Annotated in this window: 13 protein-coding genes, 1 pseudogene, 1 riboswitch and 1 other annotated feature; of the genes and pseudogenes, 9 read left to right on the forward strand and 5 right to left on the reverse strand. The window is 46.7% G+C overall.

Annotated elements, in window-relative coordinates; all coding sequences use genetic code 11:
- Nucleotides 1-8 precede the first annotated feature (8 nt).
- Nucleotides 9-998 carry a metallophosphoesterase family protein gene (locus PO771_RS03340; protein WP_272561866.1) on the reverse strand — a complete coding sequence of 330 codons (990 nt, stop codon included), beginning with the start codon at nt 996-998 and terminating at the stop codon, nt 9-11.
- 264 nt (nt 999-1,262) lie between these two features.
- Between PO771_RS03340 and PO771_RS03345 the strand changes: the two are divergent.
- Nucleotides 1,263-1,883 (forward strand): annotated as a pseudogene (locus tag PO771_RS03345) (superoxide dismutase); the annotation flags it as partial.
- 85 nt (nt 1,884-1,968) lie between these two features.
- Here the strand turns inward: PO771_RS03345 and PO771_RS03350 are convergent.
- From PO771_RS03350 to PO771_RS03360, 3 genes are all read right to left on the reverse strand, one after another.
- The gene (locus tag PO771_RS03350; protein WP_422664977.1) at nt 1,969-2,226 is read right to left on the reverse strand and encodes a hypothetical protein; all 258 of its coding nucleotides are present in this window, start codon (nt 2,224-2,226) and stop codon (nt 1,969-1,971) included.
- Between the two features lie 28 nt (nt 2,227-2,254).
- Nucleotides 2,255-2,434, reverse strand: a complete 180-nt coding sequence (locus PO771_RS03355) for a hypothetical protein (RefSeq protein WP_272561867.1) — start codon at nt 2,432-2,434, stop codon at nt 2,255-2,257.
- Between the two features lie 92 nt (nt 2,435-2,526).
- Nucleotides 2,527-3,525 (reverse strand): NAD(P)/FAD-dependent oxidoreductase, encoded by a 999-nt coding sequence (locus PO771_RS03360; RefSeq protein ID WP_272561868.1) that lies wholly within the window; start codon nt 3,523-3,525, stop codon nt 2,527-2,529.
- 341 nt (nt 3,526-3,866) lie between these two features.
- Here PO771_RS03360 and PO771_RS03365 point away from each other — a divergent pair, with 341 nt between their 5' ends.
- From PO771_RS03365 to PO771_RS03375, 3 genes are all read left to right on the forward strand, one after another.
- The gene (locus tag PO771_RS03365) at nt 3,867-5,060 is read left to right on the forward strand and encodes an NAD(P)/FAD-dependent oxidoreductase (protein WP_272561869.1); all 1,194 of its coding nucleotides are present in this window, start codon (nt 3,867-3,869) and stop codon (nt 5,058-5,060) included.
- Between the two features lie 12 nt (nt 5,061-5,072).
- On the forward strand, nt 5,073-5,327 hold the full coding sequence (locus PO771_RS03370; RefSeq protein ID WP_272561870.1) for a hypothetical protein: 255 nt from the start codon (nt 5,073-5,075) through the stop codon (nt 5,325-5,327).
- Between the two features lie 100 nt (nt 5,328-5,427).
- Entirely contained in the window at nt 5,428-6,084 is a 657-nt protein-coding gene (locus tag PO771_RS03375) for a 3D domain-containing protein (protein WP_272561871.1), read from the forward strand.
- A gap of 747 nt (nt 6,085-6,831) precedes the next feature.
- Here the strand turns inward: PO771_RS03375 and PO771_RS03380 are convergent.
- A complete protein-coding gene (locus PO771_RS03380; RefSeq protein ID WP_272561872.1) occupies nt 6,832-7,314 on the reverse strand; it encodes a divergent PAP2 family protein in 483 nt (160 codons plus the stop codon).
- Nucleotides 7,315-7,409: 95 nt separating this feature from the next.
- Between PO771_RS03380 and PO771_RS03385 the strand changes: the two genes are divergently transcribed.
- The 5 genes from PO771_RS03385 to ilvN all read left to right on the forward strand — a co-directional run bounded on the left by PO771_RS03385 (nt 7,410) and on the right by ilvN (nt 13,931).
- Nucleotides 7,410-8,909, forward strand: a complete 1,500-nt coding sequence (locus tag PO771_RS03385; protein WP_272561873.1) for a leucyl aminopeptidase — start codon at nt 7,410-7,412, stop codon at nt 8,907-8,909.
- A gap of 107 nt (nt 8,910-9,016) precedes the next feature.
- Nucleotides 9,017-9,119, forward strand: a riboswitch (purine riboswitch).
- A 120-nt stretch (nt 9,120-9,239) separates the two neighbouring features.
- Nucleotides 9,240-9,821 carry a xanthine phosphoribosyltransferase gene (locus tag PO771_RS03390; RefSeq protein WP_272561874.1) on the forward strand — a complete coding sequence of 194 codons (582 nt, stop codon included), beginning with the start codon at nt 9,240-9,242 and terminating at the stop codon, nt 9,819-9,821.
- 44 nt (nt 9,822-9,865) lie between these two features.
- Nucleotides 9,866-11,203 (forward strand): nucleobase:cation symporter-2 family protein, encoded by a 1,338-nt coding sequence (locus tag PO771_RS03395; protein WP_272561875.1) that lies wholly within the window; start codon nt 9,866-9,868, stop codon nt 11,201-11,203.
- 107 nt (nt 11,204-11,310) lie between these two features.
- Nucleotides 11,311-11,559: a binding site (T-box leader), on the forward strand.
- A 126-nt stretch (nt 11,560-11,685) separates the two neighbouring features.
- Nucleotides 11,686-13,431: a biosynthetic-type acetolactate synthase large subunit gene (gene ilvB, locus PO771_RS03400; RefSeq protein WP_422664978.1), complete on the forward strand. Its 1,746-nt coding sequence runs from the start codon at nt 11,686-11,688 to the stop codon at nt 13,429-13,431.
- A 2-nt stretch (nt 13,432-13,433) separates the two neighbouring features.
- Nucleotides 13,434-13,931, forward strand: coding sequence for an acetolactate synthase small subunit (ilvN, locus tag PO771_RS03405; protein WP_272563094.1), 498 nt, complete (start codon nt 13,434-13,436; stop codon nt 13,929-13,931).
- The last annotated feature ends 27 nt before the right edge of the window (nt 13,932-13,958 follow it).

A 13,958-nucleotide genomic window follows, 5' to 3' on the forward strand; every position in this document is an offset into this window, starting at 1 on the left:
TTGTATTTTTAGTGAGAAATCGGAACCGTAAACTGCGCCCCTGAAATCCAGCTTTTCTTCGTAAAACTACGACCTTTAATCTCCACTTTGTCTGGATATACATTCACGACAAGTCCCTCACTAGCTTCTCCTTTTACCGGAGTCCCACCACCGGGTTGTCCATTGTCAGTCCACGGTTGTACCACTGAGCTTGTATTCACCATCGTAAAATTATCCTGTACAAACGTTTTCGGCAGCTTTAACTCCCAGTGTGTATGCCCGGTAAATAGAATGACTTCCGGGAAACGGTTCAAAATATCTTTCAGCTCTGCATGCTGTATAACAGCACGATTGTTTGTACAGCACGTATATGTCCCTGATACGGTACGCGGAAGCGGCTGATGCAGGAAGACGAAAATCGGTTTTCCTGTTTGAGAGGCTTTGGTAAGCGTTTGTTCCAGCCAGTTCAGTTGTTTTTTTGATAAATATGCGTCTTCTAAGTTGTTAGGGTTGGATTGGCGATATTGCTCGGAGCCGAGGAAAACAAACGTATAGCCTTTTATCACTTTGGCATGGTATACGCTTTTTTCTCCTGTTAGAGATAAGAAACGTGCGATGGAAGCATGGTCGGTTTCTCCATTTGGGAACGTAGCAGCAGACCGTACCCGGTTTTTGTTATGCCAGGCTTTAAAAAATTCATGATTGCCGATTGTATAGTAGACGCGCGGTGGATGTGGATTGTGCTGGAGTGTTTCTTTGAGCTTCTGGTAATCCGCTGGTTCCCCGTCTGTTAAGTCACCATTTATAATAAGCGCATCCGCTGCCGGATTTACGTTGCGCAAATCTTGCAGGGCGGCAGCAAATTTTTGCTGGGTTTTTGGTTGAGGAGCTTGAATATGGATATCGCTAATGACCGGAAAGCTGAGAACAGGTTTTCCGGTATTTTGCGCATGGCTTGAGATCGTTGGAACGGCAAGGATGCTGGCCGTAAGCAGTGTAGTAAGCAGGGTCTTCTTCACGGTGGACTCTCCTTTTTTCTGTATAGTGTTTCGATCAGGCTGGGAATTATTTATCGTGACAAATCCGTATAAAATCACCAGGCCGGACGCATACTATGGGCTGTGCCCGGTAGCTGGATTAGGGCCAGTTTACATACGGAGGATTGATTTATGAAAAAACTTTTTTATACAACAGTTTTCGGAACGATGCTTATATGCAGCTCAGCATACGCAGCCAATCCAAACGAACAGGCAGCTGCTCCGACAGGGGAAATGAGTAGGGTGCAGATGGTACCGATTGGCGAGCATAAACTTCCACCACTGCCATATGCCTATAACGCACTGGAACCATATATTGATGAGCAAACAATGCACCTGCATCATGACATTCACCACAAGGCGTATGTGGATGGCCTCAATAAGGCGGAAAAAGAAATGCAGAAGGCGCGTGAGACCGGCGACTACGCTCTTATTAAGCATTGGGAGCGCGAGGCAGCTTTTAACGGGTCCGGGCACTACTTACATACAATCTTCTGGCAGAATATGAAGCCTGCGGGAGGCGGAGAAGCATCCGGTCCGATCGCCAGTGAAATTAAAAAATCATTTGGCAGTTTCGATAAGTTCAAGGCGCAGTTTTCCGCGGCAGCCGAAAAAGTAGAAGGGTCAGGCTGGGCGATGCTTGTTTGGAGTCCGCAGGCGGGACGTCTGGAAATTTTGCAGGCCGAGAAACACCAAAACTTAACTCAGCAAGGTGTCATTCCTTTGCTTGTCCTTGATGTATGGGAACATGCTTACTACTTGAAATATCAAAGCAAGCGTGCTGATTATATAAAAGCGTGGTGGAATGTCGTAAACTGGGACGATGTAAATATGCGCTATGCACAGGCTAAAAGGGTTAAAGAATAAAAAAAGCCGCACCGTATGAGTTTTATACACGATTTATCGACAGATTACGCGTGTATAAACACATATGGAGTGCGGCTTTTTATTTTTAGAGATGAGAAGAGCGTATTTCTGGAACAGCCATTGCTTTTTGCAGCCCGCAGTGTGGACAGCTTGAGATGTGCATACATTCATGATGCAGTTGATCAAGATATCCGTTCGTCATAGACACATCTCCCCATTCATTATACGGACTGTACGGGCCATACAATGCCTCGAGTTTTCCGGCGTCTTCCATTCGATGTCCACAGGAAGGGCAGTGTGCATCAAGATGCGAAAAACCATTGCAAATGGGACACATGGACAACTCTATTCCTCCTTTCAAGATCAAGCAGCTAACCGCGTCGGTTGAGCAGGTCAGCATACAGGGCATAGCTAGCTAGAACGCCAAACGAAAGCACGGCTGCAAGTAAGCCGGCTGTACTGCCACTTCCAAAGTATAGCAGGAGGGGAATTCCGACTGTTACAGCAATGATGAGTAATTTGTAGACCGCAGAAATTGCAGTGCGTGTCATGTAATCACATCCTTTTTTCTTAAGGTCCCTCCAGGCTATCCTTTTATACGAAACAAAAAATCCCGCCTGAAAAAAGGGCGGGATAGAGGATGCTACAGCTTCATGCTGGAGCTGTGAGCCGGCTGCACACGTGCTTCCGGATCCATATATGATTTCGCGTTGTTCACGGCAGTCGGAGCTTCCCCGAAGCCAACTGCGATCAGTTTGATTTTGCCTGGATATGTAGCAATATCACCGGCAGCATAGATGCCTGGGATGTTTGTTTCCATGCGGGAGTTAGCGCTGATCGCTCCCTTATCGAATTCGAGACCCCAGCTCTTAATTGGACCAAGAGAGGAAATAAATCCAAAATTTACAATGACAGCGTCTACATTTTCAGTCACAAGTTCTTCTGTTTGGCTGTTGCGCAGGATAACTTTTTCAATTTTATTTGTGCCTTCAAGTGCATGAGGTTCGTACGGAGTGAGCACGTTAACTTTTGAGTTCATTAAATTTTCGACACTGTGCTCATGGGCACGGAACTTGTCGCGACGGTGGACAATGGTTACTTTTTCTGCGATTGGCTCAAGCATAAGGGCCCAGTCTACAGCAGAATCGCCGCCGCCGAATACAACTACTTTTTGTCCAGCAAATTTATTCAAATCGTCTACAAAGTAATGCAGGTTTGCTTTTTCAAACTGCTGTGCGCCTTCTACTTCCAGTCTACGTGGTTCAAATGCGCCAACACCAGCTGTAATGATGATGGTACGGGAGAGGTGCACGCCTTTGTCAGTTGTAATCTCAAACAGGTCGTCTGTTTTCTTCTCAACATTCATGACTTTTTCTTCAAGGCAGGCTGTTGTTTCGAATTGGCCCATTTGTTCTTTTAGACGGTCGATCAATTCCTGTGCCCGGATTTTAGGAAAGCCAGCTACGTCATAAATGTACTTTTCCGGATATAGTGCAGATAGTTGCCCGCCGAGCTGTGGCATACTTTCAATGATCTTGCAACTTGATTGGCGCATACCAGCGTAAAATGCAGTGAATAGTCCTGCCGGGCCACCGCCTACGATGGTAATGTCATACACTTTTTCATCTCTTGTAAGACCCATACTTGGCACCTCCAGATTATAGAACTTTTAGTAGTTCTTTTCTTATTATATCTGGGAGATAGTGGGCTGAAAAGAGTGTGTATAAAAAATACGAATAATTTGTAGTTGACTAATAATTATCATTCGTCTTACAATCGATTCATAAATAGGTTCCTATTGTGCATATTTTCACTTGCAAAAACGTAGAAACCGAATTATGATAAAAATGTGAACATTTATCGACGATTTACCACTTTAATTCACGTATGCTGCTGCTCATACGGGGCAGTATAGTGAAAAAAAGTACAATGCGCACTCTTTTGTGTATGCAGATAAATTTAAAGGAAAGCGGAAGTGAAAACATGAGTACACCTAAAATTCTCATCCTCGGTGGAGGATACGGCGGCTTAATGACAGCAGTTCGCCTTCAGAAGCAATTAAACCACAATGAAGCGGAAGTTACGCTTGTAAACAAGCATGATTACCACTACTTCACAACGTGGTTACATGAACCGGCAGCGGGTACGAAAGATCCGGACAAATGCCGTGTGGATATCGCATCCATCCTTGATACGAACAAAATCAAATTCGTTAAAGGTACTGTATCTGAAATCAAGCGTGAAGCGAAGCAAGTCGTTCTTGATTCTGGCGAGCAGTTAACATACGACTACCTCGTAATTGGTCTTGGAAGCGAGCCGGAAACATTCGGTATTCAAGGACTTAAAGAACATGCATACAGCATTCGCAGCATTAACAGCGTGCGCGAAATTCGTGAGCATATCGAATATTGTTTCGCAAAATTCAAAAACGAACACCGTCCAGAATTGCTGACATTCATCGTCGGCGGTGCAGGTTTCACAGGCATCGAGTTCGTAGGCGAATTATCTGACCGTGTACCAGAACTGTGTGCCGAGTTCGATATTGATCCGTCTAACGTAAAAATCTACAACATTGAAGCAGCTCCGACTGTATTGCCAGGCTTCGATCCAGACCTCGTGAACTACGCGATGGACGTTCTTGGACGCAAAGGGGTTACATTCAAAATCAGCACACCAATCAAAGAGTGCACACCAGAAGGTGTTGTGCTTGCTGATGGTGAAGAAATTAAATCCAGCACAGTTGTATGGACTGGTGGTGTTCGTGGGAATTCCATCATCGAAAACGCAGGTTTCGAAACAATGCGTGGCCGTGTAAAAGTTGACCCATATCTCCATGCTCCAGGTCATGACGATGTATTCATCGTCGGTGATGGTGCACTGATCATTAATGAAGAAATCAATCGTCCATATCCGCCAACTGCACAGATCGCAATCCAGCAAGGTGAGAACCTTGGGGATAATCTGGTAGCGCTCGTTCGTGGCGGCAGCGAATTGAAACCATTCGTTCCATCTTTGAAGGGTACTGTAGCATCCCTTGGTAAAAATGAAGCGATCGGTCTCGTAGGCGATAAAAAGATCTATGGCAGCACAGCGGCACTGATGAAAAAAGTCATCGATAACCGTTCCCTGTTCCTGCTTGGTGGTCTTCCGCTCGTCATGAAAAAAGTTAAACTGTAGGGGGAACCTATTGTGAGACATGCGAGTGTACAGGTGCGTGCGTTGCTGACGGAAGACGAGCGTGGGCGTTATGAGAAGCTGTTCGAAGTCGGCAAGTTCCTGGAATCGCAAAATCGTCATGACTTAGCGTATACGATTCAGCGGGAGCTTGAGGTCGTAATCGAGCCAGCTATTGAGCGCCTGCAGGAAAAAGGCAAACAGCGTGGCAATCGCGACTATCTTGATCCGATTGTTTCCCGTGCCAACAACAATGAAGAGCAACTATAAGAAAAAAGAGCTTCGTCACATGGACGAGGCTCTTTTTATTTTCTCGTATAACGAGAGCCTCCTCTGGACATGATGAGTAGCAGAGGAGGCTTATAGCTGAATGAACATGTTGCTAAAGAATGTGAAGGCGTCGCTCTCATACTTACTCATTGCCCTTGCCTGTACGCTGCTTGGTACGTATATGTTACTGAATCAGCCGGAGAACGTGAAGACACAATCGATGCAGGAAATTCCAGCAAAACCAGTCGTACAGCACCCAAAACAGGCACAGGTAAAAACGGATAAGCCAATCGTTCGGGAACGTTTCCCGCTTGCGACGAAAGGTGAAACCGTGGAGACGCTTTCGCTGTTGCGTCATTATCCAAAACGGAATGTACTAGCCACCGGCTATTCACCTGGTCCGGAATCAACCGGCAAAACAGTCGGGCATCCGGCATATGGGATTACGTATTCTGGAGTTAAAGCAAGGCGGGACCGAGCGTCTATTTCGACGATTGCAGCGGATTTGTCCGTTTTTCCACTTGGAACGATCTTGTACGTTCCAGGCTACGGGTATGGCATTGTAGCGGATAAAGGCTCCGCGATTAAAGGGCATAAGATTGATCTGTATTTTGACAGCAAGGAACAGGTCTATAAGGAATGGGGCAAGAAGCGGACCGATGTGTATGTAATCGAAAAAGGGAAAGGCAAAGTGACCGAAGAAGTCATGTCGGAGCTTAATCGCAGTGCTGCTCCTGTATCATCTGAGAAAAAGTAAGCAAAATCGAGGCTGTCTCAAAAGCTAGAACATGGCGGATGGGATAGCCTTTTTTGTGATATCGACAACGTTTGGTGGGGAGGGAGTGGAAGAAGGGAGGAGCCGTTCGCTTGGTTACGCTTGCAGGGAAGTGTCGACTGTCCGCTCCGGAAGAACGACGAACGTGCCCGCAAAGAAAAGCCCGTGATGTTGATTCAGCGAAGGATTGCGGACAAAGGCTCGTTCGCCGTTCTCCCTTCGCTGTGCAATCGCGTAAAAATGCTCTCTTGCTCCTCCCTTCTCCCACTCCCCGCACAACGTTTCGATCTACAAAAAAACTCTCAGCGCCAGAATGGACTTGTTCGGTAGCCGCTGGCTTTTCACAAGACTACTTCCTTATTTTTTACCTGCATAGCAAGGCTTGAGCTCTTGATCTTGCTTGATGATTTTTATCCAAAGTATGCTAGGAGCGGGATCGGGCGGGGCAGCGGAACGCCTGTACGCGCCTGCTTAGCGGAAGGGGGCAGGCGAACGATTTTTGTCCACAACGCTTCGGTGTATATACATCGTAGGCTTTTTTTGTGGGCAAGTTCGTCTGGCACCTGGAGCGGACAGTTATAACCTCTCCGTAAGCGTACCGAAGTGACGAGGCCCCGCCCGATCCCGGCTCCTCCACCGTACTTTGGAGAAAACCGCCCCCCAAGAAAAGAAAGAGGCTGCCTCAGTCGCTGTGTTAGAGCTTTTGAGACAACCTCATCTTGAGTGGAGCTATACAGTCCATAACGGATACAGTACATACGATTGAATAATCCCAAGACCTGCTCCTATAATGACTTCACCAGGCTGATGTCCAAGAAGTTCCTTTAGCTTGCGAGCCCGTTCTGCTCGAGGTTTGATCCGCAAGGCTTTCACTTCTTCAAGCAGAACATTAAAGTCTTCTATTAACGTGTTAAGAACGGCTGCATGTGTGCCAGCATGTCGGCGCACGCCTGCGGCATCAAACATAATAATGATGGCAAAAACCGTAGAGATTGCAAAATACGTAGAATTAAAGCCTTCTACAAGTCCTACCGCTGTAGTCAGGGCGGTAACAGCGGCTGAGTGGGAACTCGGCATGCCTCCGGTGCTAAATACGAGCCGCCAGTCCCACCGTTTTGTGGATAAATACGTAATCGGGACTTTCACAACTTGAGCAAGCACGATCGCTAGAAGGGCAGAGCAGAGTGGGAAATTACTAAACCATGTTGACATGCACATCTTCCTTTCTGCAAAGGACTCTCTCTATTGTATACTATATAGAGGAATAACTTCAAAATCTGCATGTATTTTTTTCGGAGGTGGCAAATGTGAAAATCGAAATTCAAACAGTTCAAGCTCATACCATCCAGGCAGATTGCCTGATTGTTGGGATTACAGAAGGAAGTAGCAAATTGCCGGACGTACTGGCAGGGGCTGATAAAGAACTTGGTGGTGCACTTACGGAATTGTTTGCGGGCGGTGAGGTGTCCGGCAAGAAGAAAAACGTGCAGATCATCCATACATTCGGCAAAATGGCTGCTCGCCGCATTATGCTAATTGGCCTTGGGAAAGAGGCGGACTATTCGTTTGAAGTTGTTCGTGAGGCTGCGGCACGCGCTGTGAAAGAAGCACTCAAAGCAAAGCTTACAACGCTAACGTTTGCGTTTGATCTGGCGATGGGTACGCATGAAACCGGACACGCAATTGTCGAAGGGGCACTGCTTGCGAACTATCGTATTACGAGTTATCAGCGCGATCATAAATCAGCTCCGCAGCTTACAGCTCTAACGATCATAAGTCCAGAAGACGCGGTAGAGCAGGTGAAGGAAGGAGCGCGCATTGGAGAGGCGTTTGCGAATGGTACGAATCTCGCACGTGATCTCACGAATCTACCGGGCAATTATTTGACGCCGACCATTCTCGCTCAGAAGGCGTGTGAGCTTGCAGAGCGTCATGGGATGGAAGTTGAAGTTCTTGATAAAGCGAACATGGAAGTAGAAGGCATGGGAGGTCTGCTTGGCGTGAGCCAGGGATCAGCAGAACCACCTAAACTGATTGTTATTAAATATAAAGGGGCAGGCAGTTGGACTGATGTGCTCGGTATCGTTGGCAAAGGGGTTACGTTTGACTCCGGCGGTATCTCCATTAAACCAGCGGCATCCATGGACGAGATGAAAGGCGACATGGGCGGAGCTGCTTCTGTTTTGGGCGTGCTCGATATTCTTGGTACGCTTAAGCCTGCGATTGATGTTGTCGCTGTGATTCCGACAACCGAGAACATGCCAAGCGGTACGGCGCTTAAACCAGGTGATGTGATTACTGCGATGAATGGCAAAACGATCGAAATTTTGAATACAGATGCGGAAGGACGTCTCATTCTTGCGGATGGATTGTCGTATGCCCGTAAAATGGGCGCATCGCGTCTTGTAGATATGGCGACTTTGACAGGGGCTGCACTTGTGGCGCTTGGCACGTGCACAACAGCCGCCATTACGAATGACGAAATGCTGATGGAAGAAGTGATGGAGGCAGCAGCTGAGGCGGGTGAGTTACTGTGGCGTTTGCCAACATTCGACCTGTATATGGAGCAGATCAAAAGCCAGATTGCTGACTTGAAAAATACCGGCGGTCGTCATGCAGGCACAATTACAGCGGGCTTATTCTTGCGTGAGTTCGCAGAAGATACACCATGGGTGCATCTTGATATTGCTGGGCCGAGCTGGGCAGCGAAGGCAGACGACTTCACCCCGGCTGGCGGCACAGGTGCAATGGTACGGACAGTAGCAACGCTTGCCCTGCAAATGTCGCAGGAAGATTCCGAAATTTAGTAAATAAAACCGAATGTTCGTCATGCTGGAATGGAATAAAGTTCGGATTTTTCGTAAATCCGGGCTTTATTTTTATGTGGAGATTCGTTATAATGACAACATCAATAAACGAAAAATAAATACGAACTCGTATAATCGCGGGGATAAGGCCCGCAAGTTTCTACCAGACTACCGTTAAATAGTCTGACTACGAGTGAGATCATCGGAATAGTTGTTCGCTTTTGGCGGCACATCTATGGAGAGCAAGTCCGTACGATGGTTTTCACTGTAGGAGTGAAAGCCATTGTGCGGGCTTTTTGTTTTTCTGACGAATAGGAGGAAGCAGCAAATATGGAGATGTTAAAAGAGAAAATTCGCCAGGAAGGACTGGTACCGAGCGACAATATTTTGAAAGTGGATTCATTTCTTAATCACCAGATTGACCCGGAGCTCATGATGGCGATTGGGGAGGAGTTTGCGCGTTTGTTTGCGGATGCAGGAATTACGAAAATCCTAACAATCGAGTCATCAGGAATTGCGGCTGCGCTGACAGCTGGACTTAAGCTGGGCGTGCCGTTCGTGTTTGCCCGTAAGAAAAAATCGGTGCTGATGAATGAAGAAGTGTATATGACGGATGTGCATTCGTTTACGAAAAATGAAACAAATCAAGTTACAGTGCTTAAGAAGTTCCTTCCTGCAGGAGAGACCATTCTAATCATTGATGATTTTCTGGCAAATGGGGAGGCAGCCCTCGGGTTGGCACATCTGGTCGAACAAGCTGGAAGTACGGTTGCTGGCATTGGTATTGTCATTGAGAAGGCGTTTCAAAATGGAGCAACTCGCTTGAAAGAAAAAGGGTTCCGTGTGGAGTCGCTGGCACGTATTGCATCGTTGACAGCGGGGAAAGTTACGTTTGTAGAAGAGAGTTTGTAAGCGTAGTAGCTGACAGCAAGTATGTAGTTTAGGAGGAGTAAGCTGTGGGGAATAAGTTAGGAGTAGCAAAAATCGGAACGTTAGGATTTCAGCATGTACTAGCTATGTATGCAGGTGCTGTTGTCGTTCCGTTAATCGTCGGACCAGCGATTGGGATGACACAGGAACAGCTCGCTTATTTGATTTCCATTGACCTGTTCACATGTGGACTGGCGTCATTGTTTCAAGTATGGGGCGGCAAATACTTTGGTGTGAAGCTTCCCATTCTCATGGGGTGTGCGTTCCAGGCAGTAGGGCCGATGATTGCGATCGGAAATGCGCCAGGTGGAGGGATTCCAGCCATATATGGAGCCATTATTGCAGCCGGCATTGTCGTGATGATTCTTGCGCAATTTATGCATAAAATTATTAAGTTCTTCCCACCTGTTGTAACAGGTTCGGTTGTTGTAATTATCGGGACTTCGTTGATTGGTGCGGCGATGGGTAATATTGTAGGGCAGCCGAATACACCAGGCTTTGCAAGTCTTACGAATTTGTTATTAGCTGGCGTTACGCTCTTATCGATTGTTCTTATGAATCGTTTCTTTAGCGGATATATGAAATCTATTTCAGTTTTGCTTTCGCTTGTAATCGGTACAGCAGTTGCATGGATGATGGGCTTGGTTGATTTTTCTGTTGTCGGTAAAGCTTCTTGGTTCCACATGGTTGAACCGTTCCGTTTTGGGATGCCGACATTCCATCTGACAGCTATTTTGAGCATGGTGCTTGTTGGGATTGTAAGTATGATCGAGTCGACAGGTGTTTTCTTCGCCTTGTCTGAAGTATGTGAGAAGAAAATTGACGGGAATGATATTAAACGCGGCCTGCGTGCAGAAGGTTTAGCCCAGGTGATAGGCGGTATTTTCCAAGCGTTCCCGTATACAACGTATTCACAAAACGTAGGTCTTGTTGCGATGACAGGTGTAAAAACACGTAAAGTGGTAGTAGCAGCGTGTCTTATCATTATGGCACTCGGCCTGCTTCCGAAAGTGGCAGCCATTACAACGATTATTCCGAATCCGGTGCTGGGTGGTGCTATGATTCCGATGTTTGGTATGGTTATGGCTTCGGGTGTACGCCAGCTGTCTCGCGTGAACTTCCAGCGTGTAGAAAACATGCTGATTATTGCAATATCTGTGGGCCTTGGTCTTGGTGTATCCATCGCTCCAAACGTGTTTGCTCACATTCCGGAAAAGTTCCGTCTGATCATGGAAAGCGGCATTGTAACCGGAAGTCTGGCAGCGATTCTCCTGAATTTGATTTTGAATGGATTCGGGGATCGTGATCAGAAAGACATGATGGATGTGATTAAAGAGGAACACGTACCGGAAACAGTTGCTTGAGTATAAATTCTGATTTCTTGCTTGACACTTTCTTTATCAGTCTCTATAATTGCATATAAATCTAAACAGCTAAAACATTTTGACTTTGTTGACAATTAAACGATTATATAGAAACGTTGACGAGGACACGTATATAGCCCCTTCTTTACAGAGAGCCTGGATTGGTGTGAACCGGGTAAGAACGCTATATATCACTCACCTCTGAGTTGCTCTTCTGAAAGAATATCGAGTAAGAAGAAGCCGCTGCGCATGCGTTATATGCGATAGGTTATCTGAGGAGATAACCTACAAAGGCTGCTTGCCGTGAGGAAGCAGTAGAATTTGGGTGGTACCGCGAAAACTCTTTCGCCCCAGGCTGACATAAAAAAAGTCGGGGGATGAAAGGGTTTTCTTTTATTTCTTTCTCTATTTTTGGAGACAGGTGTCATATGAATTTTTAGATTATTTTTAATTGGAGAGCTATTACAAAAGGAGGATGTATCATGAGCACAGATACGGCGATGGTAGAGAACAAAAAAGCTTCGATGCCAGCCATGGGGATGGGAGAAGTGGTGACGGGTTCTGAAATGCTGCTACGTTGCCTTCTGCTCGAAGGTGTGGAACATGTTTTCGGATATCCGGGAGGGGCCGTGCTACCGATTTATGACTCACTGTATTCCAGTCAGTTAAAGCATGTACTGACACGACATGAGCAGGGTGCGATTCATGCGGCAGATGGATATGCACGGGCAACAGGTAAGCCAGGTGTCGTCATCGCTACGTCAGGTCCGGGAGCTACCAATCTAGTTACAGGGATTGCCACAGCTCAAATGGATTCCGTCCCGCTTGTCTGTATTACCGGAAATGTCGCACAGAGTTTGATTGGAACAGACGCTTTTCAGGAAGCGAACATCACAGGTATTACACTTCCGATCACGAAGCATAACTACTTCGTTCGTAATATCGAGGATCTGCCGCGCATCATTAAAGAAGCGTTCCATATCGCAACAACAGGACGTCCGGGACCGGTGCTCATTGATATTCCAAAAGATGTGAACACAGCAAAAGCTCCTTTTTATTATCCGGAGAGCGTAAAGCTTCGCACATATAACCCGACAGTCAAGCCGAATTACATGCAGGTTGACAAAATGCTCAAAGCGATCGCGAAAGCGAAGAAACCGGTCATTGTGACAGGTGGTGGTACGGTAACGGCTGGTGCAGAACAGGAATTGATTGAATTTGCAGAAAAAACAAACATTCCGGTGATCACCACTCTCATGGGGCTTGCTGGATTCCCGGGTACACACGAACTTTGTATCGGAATGCCGGGCATGCATGGCTGCTATGCGGCGAATCAGGCGCTGTTAAACACAGATCTTCTGATTAACATCGGGGCACGCTTTGATGACCGTATCACGATGGGACGGACGAAAGAATTCGCACAGAACGCTAAAATTGTCCATATCGACATCGACCCAGCAGAGATTGGTAAAAATATCAATCCGTATATTCCAATTGTAGGCGATGCGAAAACGGTACTGGCGACAGCGATTCCGAAAGTACAGCGTGCGGACAGTGACGAGTGGGTAGCACAAGTTAAGGCTTGGAATCAAGAACAGCCGTACCGTTATAGCAAAAGTCCAGAAGGTCGTCTGAAGCCGCAGCGTGTGGTGGAAATGATCTATGAGACAACAGCAGGGAATGCGATTGTTACGACAGACGTTGGTCAGCATCAGATGTGGGTGGCGCAATATTATAAGTTCAGCGCAGTCCGTTCATTCCTGTCATCAGGTGGTCTTGGCACAATGGGCTTCGGCTTCCCGGCGGCTATCGGTGCACAGTTCGCTTACCCGGATCGTCTCGTTATCTCAGTTAGCGGAGACGGTGGTTTCCAGATGAACCTGCAGGAGCTTGCGATTGCAGCTGCACATAATCTACCAGTTAAAATCGTCATTTTGAATAATAACTGTCTTGGCATGGTACGCCAGTGGCAGGAGTTATTCTACGACAACCGCTACAGCCACATCGATCTTACAGAGAGCGTGGACTTTGTGAAACTCGCGGAAGCATACGGAATTAAAGGTTTGCGGGCCTCTACAGAAGAACAAGCCGAAAATGTATGGCGCGAAGCGCTTAATACAAATGGGCCGGTGCTTGTCGAATTCAAGGTTGAGCCGGGAGAAAATGTATTCCCGATGGTAGCAGCAGGCAACACACTTGACCAAATGGTTCTGGGAGATGAGGAATAATGATGGAGCAAAAGCATACAATCTCCGTGCTGGTAAATGACCAGCCAGGTGTCCTTACCCGGGTAGCTAACCTTATGGGCCAGCGCGGATTCAATATTGATAGCATTACAGTTGGTCAATCAGAGGAAAAAGGTCTATCGCGCATGATTATCGTCACAAGCGGGGATGAAGCAACTGTGGAGCAGATCGTAAAACAGTTTCACAAACTGATTGATGTGCTCAAAGTTCAGCAGTTGAGCAGCGGCCCAATGGTTGCTCGCGAACTGGCGCTTATTAAAGTAGAAGCAACAGCATCTACGCGTGCTGAACTGAACCTGATTATTGATCCGTTCCGCGCTAGCGTCGTGGACGTAGGTCCAAATTCAATTGTCGTGCAAGTAACAGGCGATACCCAAAAAATTGATGCACTTATTGAGCTCTTAACCCCTTATGGGATTAAAGAACTTTCACGTACAGGTGTAACGGCTATTAGCCGCAGCGCTTCTCTGGTGAAAGCATAAAAATCAAAAAACAACATAAATGTTCTG

Origin of the sequence: Aneurinibacillus uraniidurans, from assembly GCF_028471905.1 — a bacterium.
Classification (GTDB): Bacteria; Bacillota; Bacilli; order Aneurinibacillales; family Aneurinibacillaceae; genus Aneurinibacillus; species Aneurinibacillus uraniidurans.

What these genes read in the sequence shown, in the direction of transcription:
- PO771_RS03355 (WP_272561867.1), bottom strand. Translation starts at nt 2,434, where the DNA reads ATGACACGCACTGCAATTTCTGCGGTCTACAAATTACTCATCATTGCT.
- PO771_RS03360 (WP_272561868.1), bottom strand. Translation starts at nt 3,525, where the DNA reads ATGGGTCTTACAAGAGATGAAAAAGTGTATGACATTACCATCGTAGGC.
- PO771_RS03365 (WP_272561869.1), top strand. Translation starts at nt 3,867, where the DNA reads ATGAGTACACCTAAAATTCTCATCCTCGGTGGAGGATACGGCGGCTTA.
- PO771_RS03375 (WP_272561871.1), top strand. Translation starts at nt 5,428, where the DNA reads ATGAACATGTTGCTAAAGAATGTGAAGGCGTCGCTCTCATACTTACTC.
- PO771_RS03380 (WP_272561872.1), bottom strand. Translation starts at nt 7,314, where the DNA reads ATGTCAACATGGTTTAGTAATTTCCCACTCTGCTCTGCCCTTCTAGCG.
- PO771_RS03390 (WP_272561874.1), top strand. Translation starts at nt 9,240, where the DNA reads ATGGAGATGTTAAAAGAGAAAATTCGCCAGGAAGGACTGGTACCGAGC.
- ilvB (WP_422664978.1), top strand. Translation starts at nt 11,686, where the DNA reads ATGAGCACAGATACGGCGATGGTAGAGAACAAAAAAGCTTCGATGCCA.
- ilvN (WP_272563094.1), top strand. Translation starts at nt 13,434, where the DNA reads ATGGAGCAAAAGCATACAATCTCCGTGCTGGTAAATGACCAGCCAGGT.